The sequence below is a fragment of the Sphingobacterium pedocola genome (assembly GCF_015209965.1).
GTDB lineage: Bacteria > Bacteroidota > Bacteroidia > Sphingobacteriales > Sphingobacteriaceae > Sphingobacterium > Sphingobacterium pedocola.
In genome coordinates this window covers 1,166,635-1,184,746 of record NZ_MU158689.1, presented here as the reverse complement: position 1 = coordinate 1,184,746, position 18,112 = coordinate 1,166,635, and the positions used below count along the sequence as shown (strand labels likewise).

18 protein-coding genes are annotated in these 18,112 nt (G+C 38.5%); 10 read left to right on the top strand and 8 right to left on the bottom strand.

The features are described 5' to 3' along the window. Window positions 1-39: 39 nt before the first annotated feature. Entirely contained in the window at window positions 40-1,233 is a 1,194-nt protein-coding gene (locus C4F40_RS04985) for a proline dehydrogenase family protein (protein ID WP_196938254.1), read from the bottom strand. 94 nt (window positions 1,234-1,327) lie between these two features. Here C4F40_RS04985 and C4F40_RS04980 point away from each other — a divergent pair, with 94 nt between their 5' ends. From C4F40_RS04980 to C4F40_RS04970, 3 genes are read left to right on the top strand one after another with little or no spacing between them, the layout of a single operon-like run. Then, a complete protein-coding gene (locus C4F40_RS04980; RefSeq protein ID WP_196938253.1) occupies window positions 1,328-1,534 on the top strand; it encodes an RNA-binding S4 domain-containing protein in 207 nt (68 codons plus the stop codon). 31 nt (window positions 1,535-1,565) lie between these two features. After that, the gene (gene aroB, locus C4F40_RS04975; RefSeq protein ID WP_196938252.1) at window positions 1,566-2,630 is read left to right on the top strand and encodes a 3-dehydroquinate synthase; all 1,065 of its coding nucleotides are present in this window, start codon (window positions 1,566-1,568) and stop codon (window positions 2,628-2,630) included. 3 nt (window positions 2,631-2,633) lie between these two features. Continuing rightward, window positions 2,634-3,356, top strand: a complete 723-nt coding sequence (locus C4F40_RS04970; protein WP_196938251.1) for a ThuA domain-containing protein — start codon at window positions 2,634-2,636, stop codon at window positions 3,354-3,356. On the opposite strand, the gene C4F40_RS04965 is transcribed toward C4F40_RS04970, so the two are convergent. Beyond that, a complete protein-coding gene (locus C4F40_RS04965; protein ID WP_196938250.1) occupies window positions 3,353-4,192 on the bottom strand; it encodes an ATP cone domain-containing protein in 840 nt (279 codons plus the stop codon). The genes C4F40_RS04970 and C4F40_RS04965 overlap by 4 nt on opposite strands. 80 nt (window positions 4,193-4,272) lie before the next feature. Between C4F40_RS04965 and C4F40_RS04960 the strand changes: the two genes are divergently transcribed. The 7 genes from C4F40_RS04960 to C4F40_RS04930 all read left to right on the top strand — a co-directional run bounded on the left by C4F40_RS04960 (window position 4,273) and on the right by C4F40_RS04930 (window position 12,029). Further along, window positions 4,273-4,572: a YgaP family membrane protein gene (locus C4F40_RS04960; protein ID WP_196938249.1), complete on the top strand. Its 300-nt coding sequence runs from the start codon at window positions 4,273-4,275 to the stop codon at window positions 4,570-4,572. A 110-nt stretch (window positions 4,573-4,682) separates the two neighbouring features. After that, window positions 4,683-5,372, top strand: coding sequence for an NUDIX hydrolase (locus tag C4F40_RS04955; RefSeq protein ID WP_196938248.1), 690 nt, complete (start codon window positions 4,683-4,685; stop codon window positions 5,370-5,372). A 290-nt stretch (window positions 5,373-5,662) separates the two neighbouring features. After that, a complete protein-coding gene (locus C4F40_RS04950) occupies window positions 5,663-7,300 on the top strand; it encodes a ribulokinase (RefSeq protein ID WP_196938247.1) in 1,638 nt (545 codons plus the stop codon). A gap of 14 nt (window positions 7,301-7,314) precedes the next feature. Then, window positions 7,315-8,016, top strand: a complete 702-nt coding sequence (locus C4F40_RS04945; RefSeq protein ID WP_196938246.1) for an L-ribulose-5-phosphate 4-epimerase — start codon at window positions 7,315-7,317, stop codon at window positions 8,014-8,016. 20 nt (window positions 8,017-8,036) lie between these two features. Further along, on the top strand, window positions 8,037-9,536 hold the full coding sequence (gene araA / locus C4F40_RS04940) for an L-arabinose isomerase (protein WP_196938245.1): 1,500 nt from the start codon (window positions 8,037-8,039) through the stop codon (window positions 9,534-9,536). Between the two features lie 25 nt (window positions 9,537-9,561). After that, window positions 9,562-11,259, top strand: a complete 1,698-nt coding sequence (locus C4F40_RS04935) for a sodium:solute symporter family transporter (protein ID WP_196938244.1) — start codon at window positions 9,562-9,564, stop codon at window positions 11,257-11,259. 83 nt (window positions 11,260-11,342) lie between these two features. Continuing rightward, window positions 11,343-12,029 (top strand): SIR2 family NAD-dependent protein deacylase, encoded by a 687-nt coding sequence (locus C4F40_RS04930; RefSeq protein ID WP_196938243.1) that lies wholly within the window; start codon window positions 11,343-11,345, stop codon window positions 12,027-12,029. A gap of 186 nt (window positions 12,030-12,215) precedes the next feature. On the opposite strand, the gene C4F40_RS04925 is transcribed toward C4F40_RS04930, so the two are convergent. From C4F40_RS04925 to C4F40_RS04900, 6 genes are all read right to left on the bottom strand, one after another. Next, complete coding sequence (locus C4F40_RS04925) at window positions 12,216-12,407, bottom strand: hypothetical protein (protein ID WP_313785019.1); 192 nt, start codon at window positions 12,405-12,407, stop codon at window positions 12,216-12,218. Window positions 12,408-12,589: 182 nt separating this feature from the next. Then, entirely contained in the window at window positions 12,590-13,924 is a 1,335-nt protein-coding gene (gene gdhA / locus C4F40_RS04920; protein WP_196938241.1) for an NADP-specific glutamate dehydrogenase, read from the bottom strand. Between the two features lie 237 nt (window positions 13,925-14,161). Further along, window positions 14,162-15,046 carry a cation diffusion facilitator family transporter gene (locus C4F40_RS04915; RefSeq protein WP_196938240.1) on the bottom strand — a complete coding sequence of 295 codons (885 nt, stop codon included), beginning with the start codon at window positions 15,044-15,046 and terminating at the stop codon, window positions 14,162-14,164. Window positions 15,047-15,150: 104 nt separating this feature from the next. Continuing rightward, complete coding sequence (locus C4F40_RS04910; protein WP_196938239.1) at window positions 15,151-15,807, bottom strand: hypothetical protein; 657 nt, start codon at window positions 15,805-15,807, stop codon at window positions 15,151-15,153. Window positions 15,808-15,900: 93 nt separating this feature from the next. Further along, window positions 15,901-16,512: a hypothetical protein gene (locus C4F40_RS04905; RefSeq protein ID WP_196938238.1), complete on the bottom strand. Its 612-nt coding sequence runs from the start codon at window positions 16,510-16,512 to the stop codon at window positions 15,901-15,903. Window positions 16,513-17,108: 596 nt separating this feature from the next. After that, window positions 17,109-18,077 (bottom strand): helix-turn-helix domain-containing protein, encoded by a 969-nt coding sequence (locus C4F40_RS04900; protein ID WP_196938237.1) that lies wholly within the window; start codon window positions 18,075-18,077, stop codon window positions 17,109-17,111. Window positions 18,078-18,112: the final 35 nt, after the last annotated feature.

Sequence of the window (18,112 nt, the reverse complement as noted above, 5' to 3'; positions counted from 1 at the left end):
TGGATACAAACATAGGAGACAGCCTCAAATATCTAACAATTATTTTGTTGCACTACGGCGTTTCTTTTCTTTTATGATCAGGCTAAGCTCTCTACCAGTTTGACCTTTCGCAGAAGAGTTTTCCTGCGCTCTTCTAAATAAATAAGGCATTACGGATTTCACCGGTCCATAAGGCATGTATTTTGCCACATTGTAATCTGCTGCCCCTAAATTGAAAGATAGATTATCGGACATCCCGAGCAATTGAGCAAAAAAGACATTGGGATGGTTATGCGGAATATCACGTCTGTCCATTTCTTCGGCTAACAGCAAACAGCTCGCATCGTTATGTGTTCCTGCCATTAATCCTATACGATCAATATGATCAAGGCAGAATAAGATTGCTTTATTATAATCGATGTCACTCGCTGCTTTCGTCGGTTGAATAGGAGAATGGTACCCTTTTTCTGAGGCGCGTTCCCGTTCGATTTCCATATAAGCACCTCGTACTATTTTGGCTCCGATGTGAAAATTTTGCACCTGAGCGTAAGCAAAATCAGCTTTAAGAGAAGCAATTTTATCATGTCTATATAATTGATATGTATTGTAAACGATGCTGTTTTGTTTATTGTACTTTTCCATCATATCGCGTGCGATATCGTCGATCGTATCTTGTATCCAAGAATGCTCTGCGTCGATTAATACCCGAACACCTGCATCATAACAAGCTTTACATATTCGATCACATCTATTTAGTAGGCGCCTATATTCAGCAGTTTCCTCTGCATTTAGCGCTTCTTTAGCGTCTATTTTTGCAAATAAATCGAATCTTCCTATGCCTGTGGGCTTGAATACACAAAATGATATCAACGGGTTTAGTTTAGCATAGGCTACTGTTGACAAAATCTCTTGGCAAGTGGCCTCAAAGTTTTCTTCGGATTCTTCACCTTCTACAGAATAATCCAGAATTGTCGTTACATTCCCATTTCCCAATTCTCGGATAGAATCTGCACAACCGCGAATAGTTTCACCTCCGCAAAATTGTCTATAAATTGTATTTCGAATAATTCCTTGAATAGGAAGACCGATACGTAATGAAAAATTTGTTATTGGGGTTCCTATTTTTAAAAGCGCGCTGTTAGCTACCATTTTAAAAAGCCAATATGCTCTTTCTAAATCTTTGTCACTTCTATTTTTAAAAGCGATTTCGGTATTATCAAAATTCAGTTTCGCCTTGTTTTCTTGCGCTATCATCACTAAGTATAAATTATCTCCAAAAGTATGGATTTATCATCTTAATATTTCTAAAAAAAAGCATTTTTTATAGGAGATAAGTGTACTTTTGTCTATGCAAACGTTTACACTCGAAGGGGAATTCATTCCACTTATTCAATTATTGAAAGCGCTCAATTGGGTAGAACATGGAGGAATGGCTCAACGCATGGTGGAAGAAGGGCTTGTAAAGTATAATGGTAAAGTTGATCTTCGAAAAAGACTTAAGGTTCGTCGAGGTGATGTGGTCGAATTCGAAAGTATGCGAGTCGAAATCATTTAAAAATTATATCTTTATTGCTCAAATTTAATTTATGCAAACTTTAGAAAGTTTAGGTTATACGGTTTTTTTTGAAGAGAATCTTTCTTCGCTAGAAGAGTTTATTTTTCAACGTCAATATTCTCAGATATTAATCTTAGTAGACCGCAATACGAATGACCATTGTCTACCTGTTTTACAGGCTGCCATGCCTTCGGTTACAGATTACGACATTATTGAAATTGACCCGGGCGAGGAAAACAAAAACATTGATTTTTGTATTGGTGTCTGGAAAACGATGTTAGATTTTGGAGCTGATCGCAGCGCCTTAATGATTAATCTCGGAGGGGGTGTAGTAACGGATATGGGCGGGTTTGCAGCTTCAACATTTAAACGCGGAATTGATTTTATTCAAATCCCGACCACGCTATTATCTCAGGTAGATGCTTCTGTAGGGGGTAAGACCGGTATTGATCTTGATAACTTAAAAAACATTATTGGTACATTTACACAACCTCAAGCTGTATTTATCAGTAGCAAATTTTTAGAGACTTTGGATGATCGACAAATACGTTCGGGGTTTGCTGAAGTCATCAAACATGGTTTGATTCAGGACAGAGATCTTTATGAGCGTTGTAAAAGCTTGAATTTAAATAATATTGATATATCCGTAATAAAACGCTCTGTGGAAATTAAGAACGATGTTATCCTTCAAGATCCTACTGAAAAAGGGCTACGTAAAATATTGAATTTTGGACATACAATAGGACATGCTATCGAAGGTTACTCTTTATATAATGATAGTAGTCCCTTGTTGCATGGAGAGGCGATTGCAATTGGTATGATCTGCGAAGGATTCTTATCTTATAAATTAAATGGATTATCAAAAGAGGACTTGGAGGATTTGACGACTTTATTCTTAGATATATTTCCACCGTATACCTATACTGTAGATCAATACGATAGCTTTGTTGAGCTAATGAAAAACGATAAGAAGAACGAAGATAAAAAAATAGGTTTTGCGTTATTAAAAGAAATCGGTAATGCTGAATACAATATTTATGTGGATACGGAAGATATCGAGGAAGCATTGAATTATTATCTTACCAAAACGAAGTAAATAATGAAACGAATCAGCTCTCTTTGTCTTATACTTTGTTGTTTTTTGCATCTAGAAGCATTGGCCCAAAAGAATAAGAACGTATTGATCTTTTCCAAGACTACAGGATTTAGACACAAGAGTATCGAGAAAGGTGTGCAAACTGTCGAAAAACTACTGAATGATCAGCATATTGGAACTTTTCACAGCGAAGATGAAAACTTTTTCAATGCAAAAAATTTAGCTAATTATGATGCTATTCTGTTTTTAAGTACTACTGGAGACCTTTTTAATAATCAACAAAAGGAAGACATTCAAAACTTTATTCGTTCGGGCAAGGGTTTTGTAGGTATTCATGCCGCATCGGATACAGAGTATAATTGGCCTTGGTACGGTGGATTAGTTGGCGGTTATTTTGTGAGTCATCCTGCTGTACAGGAGGCCAAAATTGATGTGTTAGACCAAAAGCATTTATCCACGCAGCATTTGCAAAAGGTGTGGTTTCATAAGGACGAATGGTATGATTTCAAGGATGTGAAAGAGGGGCTTCATATTTTGATGACCTTAGACGAAAGGAGCTATGAAGGCGGGAAAATGGGGAAATTTCATCCTATAGCATGGTTTCAGGAATATGAGGGGGGGAGATCTTTTTATACAGGATTAGGTCACACGGAAGAATCTTTCGATTCCGAGTTGTTCCAAAAGCATATTTTGGGTGGTGTGCAATATGTACTCTACTTAAACTAATGTCCTAACTGGCTATCAATCAATTCGTGGGCTTCTAAAAGAATTTGCTTTTTCTTGGCATCAATGGCTTGAATATATTCTAAGAAGTCCGGATTTCGGACAATATCTTTAACCAATATGCATTGATTTTTTAATAAACTAACTTTATCTTTTTGATTGAGTGTTGTAAGACAAGTAATTGGATATTCCCCGTTACTATCTACCCGCGCCTTAATGCTACTTTCCTTTGGGTAATCCCAAGACAATAAGTTTAATTTATAGTACTCTCCAAAACGTATAGAATCGCTTGTGAGATGGGCATTTGTAACGAGCCAGCCTTGGGTAATTTCGTGCTCTTTATTGAAAAAATTATAGGTTATTCCGGATATATCTTTCAGTCGGGACATAAAATACATGGGGGTGGTCACAGAAATTTTTGCATTTGTGTCGTTTCTAAATTTGCATTCTACAGCGAGTAGATTTTCATTACGAAGTGCTACAACATCTATCTCGTGTGTGACGGCATGCCCCTGCAAAGTTTGGCCAGTTACTGTTTGATACCCATCTTCTTGAAATAGACGGCCTATCCATTTCTCAAAATAAAAGCCTTCTGGGCCTAATTCCCGTAGCGCATTCTTCAAACTGTATCTTGCGGCGTAAGATTCTCTCAAGTTCTTCAAAAAATCAAAAGCAAGTTGATAGAGTTTTTTTGTCGAAATTCCATTGTATAATTCGTTATCAATTGCTTTAAAAACTTTCTCGACTTCGTCATCATTAGCGCCGGAACGTGAAAGTGAATTTCTCAGGCTATCTGGATCAAAAGCAACCAGCTCGCCAGAATTTTTTTTTATTTGCATAAGTCTGTTTATAAAATTTTATAATGCTTTTCAAACATAATGATTTTCCTGTTGTTTTACTTAAAAAAGGAGTATAGATCATGAATGGCATATTAAATTTAGCTTTTGATAAAATAAAAAGAAAAATAGAGGATAATTGTAACGATGGAAATGTCGGAGCCTCTGAACGCGTTTTGTCTGTAATATCAGGTGGACTGATATTAGGAATAGGGGTAAAACAACTGTTTAGAAGCCCCATTTCTGCAATTTCTGGAATTACACTGGGTGGAGCTTTAGTTTACAGAGGTGTTACTGGGCATTGCTCGGTAAAGGGCGCAATTGAAAAAGTAACGCAAAAAGAAGATGTAACTGTCATAGAACATCGGTATTTTGTGAAGTAATTAAGTCGAGATACTTTGTGAAGTAATTAAATTATCATAATTTAGTGATTGTAGAGTTAACATTTATTGTTGGCTCTATTTTTTTGCTATAACATCCATATATTTAAATTATGTATCCTGAAACTTGTAAGTCCTTTGTAGCCATTGATTGCATTATTTTTGGTTTTGACGGGGAAGATGTTAAATTATTACTAATTCATAGAGGATTTGAGCCTCTTAAAGATCAATGGAGCTTAATGGGCGGTTTTATCGAAGCTACTGAAAGTCCTGATGAAGCGGCAATACGCGTCCTTAAGAAATTGACAGGACTGGAAGATGTGTATATGGAACAAATGGACGTCTTTGGCAATCCTAATCGCGACCCTTATGCAAGAACCGTAAGTATTTGCTATTTTGCATTGATTGATATCCAAAAATACAAACACCAGATAATTAACGATTATAGAGCTGCTTGGTTTTCTTTAACCGAAGTTCCCAAATTGATCTTTGATCATAATGATATGGTAGCGGCAGCACGCAATCGTCTTAAATACAAAGCTGCCTTACATCCAATATTATTCGAATTATTACCCGATAAATTCACGATTCCCCAAATCGTCTCTTTATACGAAGGTGTATATGATATTATTTTAGATAAACGTAATTTCAACAGAAAACTCATTTCGACGAAACTGTTAGTCAAAACAAGCGAAAAAGATAAGTTGAATTCGAAAAAAGGGGCCTATTACTTTAAGCTCAACGCTGATATTTACAAGGAAAAATTCAGCACCTTTATCAACTTTATTCCGAATCCCAATTAAATTTTTTAGATAAAATTTGTATGATGGTATATTAAACGTTATCTTGACACGAATTAAATAGGCCCGTTATATTAACAATTAATAGAATGAAACCGAGATGTAAAAAGCAGAAAGCATGTAATTCTGATTATCCGTTTAAGTGCCTGACATACAAAAACGTCATTCTGACCAAAGTGGAGGAATCTCATTTTTAGATGTCTCGACAAGACGTGTAATCACTAAGTGGATAATAGGAAAAAGCACTATAATTTACATCGAGCTCTCATCAGCAAATAAAAAACAAATAATAGATGAAATCAAATTATGTAATTGGAGTGGATTATGGTACAGATTCTGTGCGATCTGTATTAGTCGACGCTTCCAATGGAACAGAGCTGGCGGCTTCTGTTTTTTACTATCCTAGGTGGAAAAAGGGTTTGTACTGTAAGCCTATTGCAAATCAATTCAGACAACATCCGCTTGATTATATCGAAGGGTTGGAAACAACCATCAAAGATTGTATACAACAAGTTGGTCAAGATGTGGCGCATGCTGTCAAGGCGATTTCCATTGATACAACCGGTTCAACCCCCATAGCTATTAATAAAGAAGGCGTGCCACTTTCTTTGTTGCCTGAATTCGGTGAAAACCCCAATGCTATGTTTGTATTATGGAAGGATCATACAGCGGTAAAAGAAGCGGATGAAATAAATAGCTATGCAAAAGAAAATGGCGGCGACTACCTTAGATATGTAGGTGGTATATATTCCTCTGAATGGTTTTGGTCGAAATTTTTACATATATTAAGAGTTGACGAGGAGGTGAAGGCACATACGTATACATTTGTAGAGCAATGCGATTGGATACCTTTTCTGTTAACAGGCGGTTCGGATGCGGATGAGATCAAACGAGGCGTGTGCTCTGCCGGTCATAAAGGCCTGTGGTCGGCTGATTTCGGGGGTTATCCACCCAATGATTTTTTCAAGAATATTGATCCGCTGTTGGATGGGGCTGTCGATCGTATTTCTAAAAAAACGTATACATCGGCAGAAGCCGCCGGGAATATTTCTGCCGAATGGGCTGCCCGATTAGGCTTATCTTCAGATGTACTGATTGGAATAGGCGCTTTTGATGCCCATATGGGTGCCGTTGGAGGTCAGATCGAACCATACTATTTAAGTAAAGTAATGGGAACATCTACTTGCGACATGATGGTTATTCCTAAGGAGGAATTTGGCGACACCCTCGTAAAAGGTATATGCGGTCAAGTGGATGGATCTGTAATTCCTGATATGGTAGGTTTGGAAGCGGGTCAATCAGCCTTTGGAGATGCGTATGCCTGGTTTAAAAACATATTAATTCAACCACTGCAATTAATAGATGTTGATCCTAAGATTATAGAAGAACTGAATGCAAATTTAATTGTCGAATTAAGCAAAAAGGCTAGTGAACTTGACGTGTCGTCTAATCTGCCTTACGCTATCGACTGGTTTAATGGCCGTAGAACACCCGATGCCAACCAAAATCTAAAAGGAGCCATTTACGGTTTGCATTTGGGAACTGACGTAGTGCAAATTTTCAGAGCTATTGTAGAATCTACATGTTTTGGGGCAAGAAAGATTGTCGACAGATTTCGTAGTGAAGGGGTAGAAGTTCGCGGATTGATCGGACTTGGTGGTGTCGCCCGAAAATCTTCTTTTATCATGCAGATGATGGCGGACGTAATGAATATGCCGATCAAAATACATAAATCGGAGCAAACTTGCGCAATTGGTGCTGCGATGTTTGCTGCGACGGTGGCAAAGATCTATCCTAATGTAGAGACAGCGATGCAACATATGGGGCAGGGGTTCGATAAGGAATATTTTCCAGATGTAGATCGCCATCACGTCTATGAGAAACGCTATAAAAATTACTTGGATACCGGCAATTCTTTAGAAAAAAAATAAAATTAATTTGAAATATGAGTGTTTATCAAAAGATAAAACAGGAAGCATACGAATGCAACATGCAGCTCCCCAAACTAGGTTTGGTTTTATTCACTTTTGGAAATGTAAGTGTCGTAGATCGGGAGCGGAATGTGTTTGCTATCAAGCCGAGTGGTGTACCGTATGAAGACCTTTCGCCGGAAAAAATGGTCATTGTGGATTTCGACGGAAATATAATTGAAGGCGAGCTGCGCCCGTCCTCTGATACCCTCACACATGCAGTATTATATAAACATTGGGAAGACATAGGTGGTATTGTACATACACATTCTACTTACGGTACGGCATGGGCTCAGGCACAGCGTGATATCCCCATATTTGGAACGACTCACGCGGACCATTTAACGACGGATATTCCGTGTGCGCCACCGATGGCAGATGATATGATTGAAGGAGATTACGAATATCAAACAGGTTTTCAGATCATGAATCATTTTTCCGCTAACGAATTGGATTACAAAGAAGTAGAGATGGTATTGGTTGGTAATCATGCACCATTTACCTGGGGCAAGAATGGTCATAAAGCTGTTTATAATAGTGCTGTACTTGAAACTGTAGCACAGATGGCCCTTCTAACGGAGCAAGTTAACCCGAATGCCCCTCGCCTTAAAGATTCCCTGATTAAAAAACATTTCGAACGTAAACATGGGCCAGACTCGTATTACGGGCAATCCTAATTAGACTAATTTTAGTAAAAATGACAGAAATAAATAAATTACAAGTTTGGTTTATCACCGGTAGTCAAGACCTATACGGTCCGGAAACTTTGGCTCAAGCTGCAAAGCACGCAGAAGAGATTGCAAATTATTTTAACGATTCGCAGACTATACCCGTTCAAGTAATCTATAAACCTATCGTAAAAAACACCGAAGAAATTTACGATACGATTTTAGCTGCAAATACAGATAAAAATTGTATCGGCATCATCACCTGGATGCATACGTTTTCTCCGGCTAAGATGTGGATTAGAGGCTTAAATATCTTGAATAAGCCGTTGTTGCATTTACATACCCAATATAATAGGGATATTCCTTGGTCTACAATGGACATGGATTTTATGAATCTCAATCAATCAGCACATGGAGACCGTGAGTTTGGTTTTATTGTTTCCCGTCTCCGTATCAACCGAAAAGTAGTTACGGGGCATTGGCAGGATGAGGAAGTATCGCATAAAATCAATGTATGGGCAAGAGCAGCGGCGGCTTGGCATGATTGGCAAGGAGCAAAATTTGTACGTTTCGGTGACAACATGCGCTATGTAGCTGTTACCGATGGAGATAAAGTGGAAGCGGAAAGTAAATTTGGTTTCTCCGTAAATACTTATGCCGTGGGTGATTTAGTAAATGTCATTAATGATGTAACGGATGCGGAAATTACTGCGCTCGTAAAAGAGTATGAAACGACGTATATTCTAGCGGACAATGTGAAGGAGGGTGGAGCGAATAGGCAGAACGTAATAGATGCAGCAAAAATTGAAATAGGACTGTCGAAATTCTTGGAAGCAGGAGGTTATAAAGGTTTTACGGATACGTTTGAAGATTTACATGGCTTGGTGCAGCTGCCCGGACTTCCTGTACAACGGTTAATGGAAAAAGGCTATGGCTTTGCGGGAGAAGGTGATTGGAAAACTCCAGCTTTGGTGCGTGCTTGTAAAGTAATGGCGCAAGGTCTCGAAGGTGGAAATGCTTTTATGGAAGATTACACTTATCACTTTGAACCGAATAATTCGATGGTTTTAGGATCACACATGTTAGAAGTGGATCCATCATTATCGGCAGAAAAGCCTCGTTTAGAGGTTCACCCATTAGGAATTGGGGGGAAAGCCGATCCCGCTCGTTTGGTGTTCAATTCGAGTGCAGGATCTGCGTTAAATGCATCTCTGATCGATATGGGTGATAGATTTAGATTAGTTGTAAATACGGTTGACGCCGTTGAAGCAAAAGAAGATTTACCTAAATTACCGGTAGCTCGTGTATTATGGAAGCCACTTCCGGACATGAAAACAGCTTGTACAGCATGGATTTATGCTGGAGGAGCTCACCACACTGTTTTTAGCCAAAATTTAACGATGGAATATTTTGAAGACTTCTCAAAAATGGCGGATATCGAATTGGTGAAGATTGATGCAAATACATCACTTTCTAATTTTGAAAACGAACTAAAATGGAGTGAGGTATATTATAAAACGATCAAATAACTAAGTAAACTTAATAAACCTAATAATGGAAAAATTTGCATTAATTGATTATGTAATTTTCTTCATCTATTTCTTCGTCGTAGCGGGTTATGGATATTGGATTTACAGAAAAAAGACTAGTAAAGAACAAACCAGTCAAGATTATTTTTTGGCAGAAGGTTCTTTGACATGGTGGGCCATAGGAGCTTCTCTCATTGCTTCTAACATCTCCGCAGAACAATTTATAGGGATGAGTGGTAACGGCTTTGAAGTGGGGATTGCTGTTGCGGCCTATGAATGGATAGCTGCGATCGCGTTGATTATTGTAGCGGTATGGTTTATTCCTGTTTATCTCAAAAATAAGATATTCACTATGCCTCAGTTCCTCAATAGAAGATATAATGAGACGACAAGCCTTATTATGTCTATATTTTGGTTGTTTCTTTATATTTTTGTGAACTTGACTTCCATTCTTTATTTAGGTGCAATCGCAATTGATAACCTAGCGGGTGGTGGAAGTTTCCATTTAATAATTATTCTTATTTCCATTTTTGCAATTGTCATAACGTTAGGCGGAATGCGTGTAATCGGTTTTACCGACGTAATCCAAGTGGTTGTACTTATTATAGGTGGTGTAGCTACGACTTATGTGGCGTTACAACTCGTAAGTCAGCATTTTGGATTAGGAAACGATGTTCTAGCTGGTTTCACACAGTTAATGAAGGATTCACCCGAGCATTTTAAGCTTATCGTAGAGAAACCGACCGAAACGTCGACGCAGGCGGAGATTAATAAATATCTCATGTTACCGGGCATTGGAATGTATTTAGCGGGTATTTGGATTGTTAACCTAAATTACTGGGGGTGTAATCAATATATTACCCAGAGAGCTTTGGGAGCAGACCTAAAAACAGCACGTACAGGTATCCTATTTGCAGGTTTCTTAAAGCTATTCATGCCGGTGATTGTAATGTTACCTGGAATTGCAGCTTATGTGTTGTATAAAAACGGGGCGTTGCAAGAAGAAATGGCTCCAAATGGTGTTTTCCGTGCAGATAATGCTTATGCAGCGATTCTTGGATTTCTACCCGACGGTATCAAAGGACTGTCATTGGCGGCTTTAACAGCAGCTATTGTAGCGTCCCTAGCCGGAAAAGCAAACAGTATTGCGACGATTTTCACCATGGATATCTATAAGAAATACATGAACAAAGATGCTTCTGATAGAAAGCTGGTGAACATTGGAAAAGCAACAGTCATTGCTTCTATAGCAGTTTCCGTATTATTCACTTGGGATGATCTATTGGGCATTGGTGGTGAAGGAGGTTTTACGTTTATCCAAAAATATACCGGATTCATCAGTCCCGGGGTGCTGGCAATGTTCTTACTCGGTATGTTTTGGAAAAGAACTACTGGAGCTGCAGCCATTACAGGATTGATTATGGGGTTCCTACTTTCCGTCCTGTTCAATAATTACGCACCTGCTTTGTTTGGTAACGACACCTTATTGTATACAGCTTATCCGAATGGTAAAGGTGCATACGAAATACCATTTCAGATTTGTATGGGCTTAGCGTTCGCTTTTACGGTTGTTACTATGGTAATTGTGAGTTTAGCGGGACCTAAGATAAATCCTAAGGCATTTGTAATCGATACAAAGATGTTCAAAGTAGAGCCGTCTGTGATGGTCATGATTGTTTTGACTATTCTTATCATCGGTGCGCTTTACGTCAAATTCTGGTAACCGAAAAATTATTAATATTTTTAACGGGTAGCATAGCAAATGCTACCCGTTTTTATTTGTAAAAGTTTAGTTAAAGTTACCTAATGAAAAAGAAAATAGTTGTTTTTACGGGAGCTGGAATTTCCGCTGAAAGTGGTTTACGGACGTTTCGCGGTCAAGATGGACTTTGGGAAGGGTATAATTTGGAAGATGTAGCAACTCCAGAGGCCTGGATACGCAATCCAGAACTTGTGCAGCGCTTTTATAATCTAAGAAGAGCTGCTTGCCGGAAAGCGGAGCCCAATGAAGCACATAAAGCACTATTGGCTTTAGAAGAAAAATATAACGTCGTAATTATTACGCAGAATATTGACGACCTGCATGAAAGGGCAGGAAGTGAGGAAGTTTTGCATCTGCATGGTGAAATTATAAAGTCCCAATCTTCCAAAGACCCGAAACTCGTTTATCCTATCATTGGCGATAACTTAGAAATGGGCGAACTGTGTGAACTTGGTACACAACTTCGTCCGCATGTCGTCTGGTTTGGCGAAGCTGTTCCTAATATTGACCCCGCAATAAGACTTGTTTCTGAGGCAGATATCTTTATCGTGGTGGGGACTTCGCTTCAAGTCTATCCTGCAGCAAATCTGCTATACGAAGTAAAAGCGGATTGCGAGGTTCTGGTAATTGACCCAAATGCAGACGCTTTTATCGTGCCATCTATTACCCGTGTTATTAAAGATAATGCGTCGACAGGAGTACCAAAACTTGTAAAAAATATCACCAAATAAAATTTTGTTAACAATAATAAGTTTATTATAATCAGCTTATTATACTGTTTATATAGATAATTTATGTAAATATATCGTGCTGTAAACGTCATTCAGTACAGATGTATCCAAATTAAATTTGGTTACACCTGGTTCATATTTATAATATATTCAATATAAATAACTTATGACATTCACTTAATTTATTTATTCATATCTCTGATATGCTGCAATAAAATTCATACGCATGTTGGCAAAATTAACTAATACCTGTTTTATAAAGGTCTCATCTAGAAATTCGAAGATTCCATTTACGCCACCGATTACATCAGTCTCTGCTAGCTTATACGATTGTTCGAGTGTGCCTTGTTCGAATTTGATGATATATTTTTGATTCATTCCAAAGATTGATATTTTGCAATCGGGGTGGGGGAGCTCGGCAAGTATCCGCATATGTTTATTTTTTATATTGTTACTTTAGGGTTTAATATGTACAAAGGTATAATTCCAAAGCACATCAAAAAAGCAGGATTCTAAAAATTGAATCCTGCTTTACGTAATGTTAATTCTAGTGCTTAATTTTAAACAACGCCTTGTGACTTCATCGCCTCTGCGACCTTAATGAAGCCTCCGATATTTGCTCCCTTTAAGTAATTGATATAGCCATTGTCTTCATTACCGTATCGCACACAGGTTTTATGGATATTTTGCATGATGGTCTTTAATCTACCGTCTACCTTTTCCGAGTGCCATTGTAGACCTATCGAGTTTTGGGACATTTCCAATCCAGAAACGGCCACACCACCTGCGTTAGCCGCTTTCCCTGGTCCAAACAGAATTTTCGCTTTATGAAAAGCTTTGATTGCTGTAGCGGTAGACGGCATATTTGCACCTTCAGCCACTATTTTACAACCGTTTTTTATCAGTCTCAACGCGTCCTGATCATTTAGCTCGTTCTGTGTAGCGCATGGTAACGCGATATCACATTTAAATTGCCAAGGTGTTTCTTTGGGATGGAATGAAGCTGATTTGTATTTTTTTGAAAACTTGACCAAATCTCTTCCCAGTGTATTGATGTAATTAAGCTTTTCAATGGTAAACCCTTCCGAATCAAAAATTGTACCTGTACTATTCGATAAAGTGATTACTCTGGCCCCGAGTTGAATTGCTTTTTCAGCCGCGTAATACGCCACATTACCTGCTCCGGAAATTGCCACCATTTTACCAATTATGCTTTCATCTCTATGAATCAGCATACATTCTACAAAGTATAAGAGTCCATATCCTGTTGCCTCAGGGCGAATATATGATCCACCCCAATTTGTACCTTTACCGGTCAATACGCCTGTAAAATTATTTTGTATGCGTTTATACTGACCAAACAAATATCCTATTTCGCGTCCGCCTACACCGATATCACCCGCAGGAACGTCGGTATCTGCACCGATATGACGATATAACTCTGTCATAAAAGATTGGCAAAAGCGCATGATTTCATGGTCAGATTTACCTTTTGGGTCAAAGTCGGAGCCGCCTTTACCACCGCCGATTGGTAAACCGGTTAAACTATTCTTAAAAACTTGCTCAAAAGCCAAAAACTTTAGGATACTTAGGTTAACGTTTGGTGCAAATCGCAAACCTCCCTTGTATGGACCAATAGCACTGTTCATTTGAACACGATACCCTCTGTTAATTTGAATCTGATTGTTATCATCCAACCAGTTTACCCGAAAGGAAATTACACGTTCTGGTTCAACAATACGTTCTAAAATTTTTAAGTCTATTAATTCGGGATGATCTACGTTAACATAGGGGATTAAATCTTCCGTTACTTCCGTTACAGCTTGTAAAAACTCGGGTTCATTAGGGTTACGTTCTTCTACGTGCTTAATAAAATTTTTAAGAGTTAGCGACATTTTTAAGGAATTTTTATTAGAATACTGGCGAATTTACTAAAAATTCATTTTATAACCTGAAATATTTGAATACGAATTGACTTATTATTTCGGTAATTATATGCCGTCATGACCAACTTTAAAAATATACCTGTCATTGTAGCGAGCATTCGTGTAATGCATAGTGAAAGGAAGCAAGCTCAACACAAGCAGAAGATTGGTTTTAAATAGATAGGGGAAAAGCTGTTTTGAAGTTTTTTAATTTTTTATATCACTAAAGGGTTCGATATGAACAAAAACATTGCCGATGTCAGGAATACTTTGCATTAAGTAATCTTTTAGGGCATGCGCAATGTCATGACCTTCCTTTACGCTGATATCTGGCGAAACGACTGCTTGCAAATCTACCAGATATTCCATGCCGATTTTTCGTACGAAACATTTATCTGTCGCCATTACACCGGCTACATTAAGGGATTTTTTCCGTACGTCATCGACGACATCATTGTGTAGATTTTCATCCATAATTTCACCTAATGCAGGTCTAAATATTTTATAACAGTTGTATAAAATTAGTACAGAAGCTACTAAGGCCGCCCAATCATCGGCGTATTCATATCCATCTCCAAGCCATAAAGCAATAGAAATACCAATAAAGGCCGCAACGGAAGTTATTGCATCCGCGCGATGATGCCAGGCCTCGGCTTTCAGCGTTGAACTATTTAATTCCTTTCCCTTGCGTGCAATAAGCTGATAGGCTGCTTCTTTCCAGATAATAATAATCCCTAAAACAATTAAGGTCCATGCTTTTGGCGGTTCGTGCGGGGTTCGTAAATTGATGATGCTTTGATATGCAATAACTGTTGCAGAAATCACTAGAAAGATAACCACCATGAACGTGACTAGTGGTTCGATCCGACCATGTCCGTAGGGATGCGTCTCATCTGGTGGACGTTTAGAATATTTGATACCCAATAATACGAGTATGGATGAAAAAATATCTGCGGTAGATTCTATCGCATCAGCAATCAAAGCGAAAGAATTCCCAAAAAATCCGGCGAGCCATTTTACAATCGCTAACAGTAGATTTCCTAGGATGCTAAAGTACGTCGTTTTAATAGCGTTATCTGCTTTGGATGACATGTCGCAATGGATTAAAATCAAAAGTAAGGAAAATGTTTGAGGGGAGAAGAATAGTATCTCCTACAGTTGTTTGACAAAAATAGGAGATACCCGTAGAAGAAGAGCTAGACAAGTAGGTTGCTGTCAAATGCTTCTGCCTGTTCAAATAAATTGCCTATTTCCTCATTCAAATCTGAATATCGCTCTATGAGCTCGTTCATGGCTTCAAAGTATCTTCCTTCCTGCTGTTTTACGAAATGCAATGCTCCTTTGAAATCATCTAGATCGCGGTCAAAGGACACCATATCCAACGAACAGGCTTGATAGTTGGCAAATATTTTATCAAACTGCGGAAATGCAACTTCGTTCATCCACTGTTCATAAGCTACGATGTAATCTTCATACGCATAGTAATCGCTGGCTGCGTCTACCAATTCGGGTACAAAATCTTCTAAAATATTTTTGATATTTGTCAATACCGCTTTGAGTTGCACATGTACCGTGTTTTTTTCGGGATTATCGGGATCCATCATTTCGAGGTGGCGAAACTTTCCTTGGCCTTGTTGAAACAATTCTTCCACTTCTTCCAGTTGGAAACCGAACGAGGGAAGTGGGGTTCTTGCTTGTTTAATGCGCTGTCGGGTTTCCCAGGTACGGTCGTGTATTTCGTGGTAATATTCCAATGCTAGTGTCTCAAAATCAGGTGCTGTGAGCGTAGTATCAAATCGGAGCATGATTGTCCTTAACGGATGGGTGGTGGATGTTTTTTTCGTATTCATCATAACGATATAAAAATAGTAAAATAAATATAACTTCAAGGGTATAAAGAACCTTCATGACGGGCTTGACAGGCAAACAGTCATGAAGGTTTTCTGTTAAACTACGAGTGCGTTTACAATATCACTAAAATTGGTAGTGGTATCTGTTCCTAGATAAGAGACGCGGAACTCATAAGTGTACATCATTTCCAGATCACGGATCTCTAACATCGAATTGCTATGCAAAATTGATGTCCACGGTTCCTCCGTTCCTCTTTTTCGGTACTCGAATTGATACAGACGTGCGTGTTTCCATGGTTTGACCCGCACGCGGAGAATGCCCGTACCGACCTGTACATTTTCTATCCGGAGGTTTTCCGCTTGTGGTGTCCTTCCTATACGATTGGTGGTAGGACGTGTGAAACTAAAGCCCGCAGCTACGATCACGGCTTCGTCACCCTTGGCGACGGCGTCCACATAATGCGATAGTCTGTAAATAGTTTCTTGCAGGTCTTTTCCTTTTTGTCCCTTTAGGATGACAGCCCGCTTGTCCCGAAAACGAGCTTCGGCATAGGCATCCCGATATGCATTCAGCTGACCTTCGAGTGTCGTTAAACTTGGTACTGGCTCAGAAAATAAATCCGAATTAGTCGTCATCTTCAATAAGATGCTTTCTGCATTGCGCAACAGCTCCGTTGCATCATTACTTTTGTAAATAGGTTTTACCATGTTTCTAAATTTTAAATAAATAATAATGTTATATAACATTACAAAGGTGCGGCACAAAAGGCCCGGAAAGGTTTGTTTTTGAGCCAACTTTAGGGGTGTCTAAAAAAAACTCTGGCTCAAAAACAAACCTTTTTAACACAAAATAATATAGTTTTTTAGTTTGAAAAATGGGTTTAGACTACCTTAAAGTTTACTTTTTGGCTAAAATAATTAGGAATGTTTAAAAAATCGATTCCTAGGTGTTTTGTCAGGATAGCTAGCTATCCTGACAAAACACCTAGCGATTTTACTGTGAAGGCTAGGTATTTTCTTACCATACCTAGCTGTCGTAAGAGAATACCTAGCTATCCTGTTAGGAGAGCTAGGTAAAAAAACAGGATAGCTAGCTTGTAGAACACAAAACCAAGCTATTGTAAAAGAAAAGCTAGGTGTCTTATTCAAACACCTAGCTAAAAATACAGGACACCTGGCTTGCCGAACAGAACGTATAGCATTCAAAACAAAATACCTAGCTGTTTAAAGCGAGAAGCCAAGTGTTACGGCAAAATAGCTAGCACTTAGATCAGGATAGCTAGCTGTTTGGTTCCGACAGATGACTATTTTTTTTGGAGTGCAATCGTTTTTCGATCCTCACGAGGTGTTTTGTGAAAGTATTTTTTGTACTGAACGGCAAAATGTTTTGCATCAGGAAAATACAGGGTAAGGGCAATCTGCTCGACAGAGAGTTCCGGTTGTTCACGCAACAATTCCCGACTTTTATATAAACGCAAGGAAAGGATCGTAGCATTTACCGAAGATGGTCGCCCTTCAAAGGCACGGTTCAAACTTCGGATCGAACAGTGAAGTGCATCGGCAATTTTTTCACGACTTAAGGTCTGATCCATATAGTTTTCCCTTATAAAGGCAATAGCTTGGTGGTAAAGCCGGATTTGGGGTTCTTCTTTTTCTTGTTCAATACGCCGGACAAGCTGTTGTGTATAATTCGTGTACGTTTTTAGCATCAATTGTCCGATATGATGTATGGTGGAAAATGGCCCAAAAACCACTTTGGATAAGGTTTCAAAAGTCTGTCTATCTGAATAGGATAGAGGAATAGCTTTTAAAATGTTGTTTTGCTGTTGTTCATATTGGGCTCGCAACCAGGGTAATTCGGTCAATATTTGCTGTTTGGAGGCTCCGGATATGCCCAAGAATAGCGCCCAATGTTTTTCTGCAGCAAGCGTCAGACAGTGATTATCGGTCGTTGAAGTAAACGAAAATAAAGTATCAGGTTCAGTGACTTTTCCGCTGGAGAATGTTGATTTTCCATGAAATTGAAAACCAAGCCACAGGATTTCCATGTCTTTTGTAGGTAAAGAGAGGTTTGTGATGGATTGTAGGTATCCTTTTGATTCATAAAGAACAAAATCTTGTATTTCAAATTGAATGAGAAAAAGTTGTTCGGTTTGCTTTTGTTGTATGGCTTGATGCAGCACCACAAGATGCATACTTTTGAACGTATCTTTTGATATATGTTTAGCCGATATGGTTTCTTTCCATAAATTGAAGATATTTTTCTGTGGCATTTTTTAAGCGATAATTGATGACACCGTAAGATACG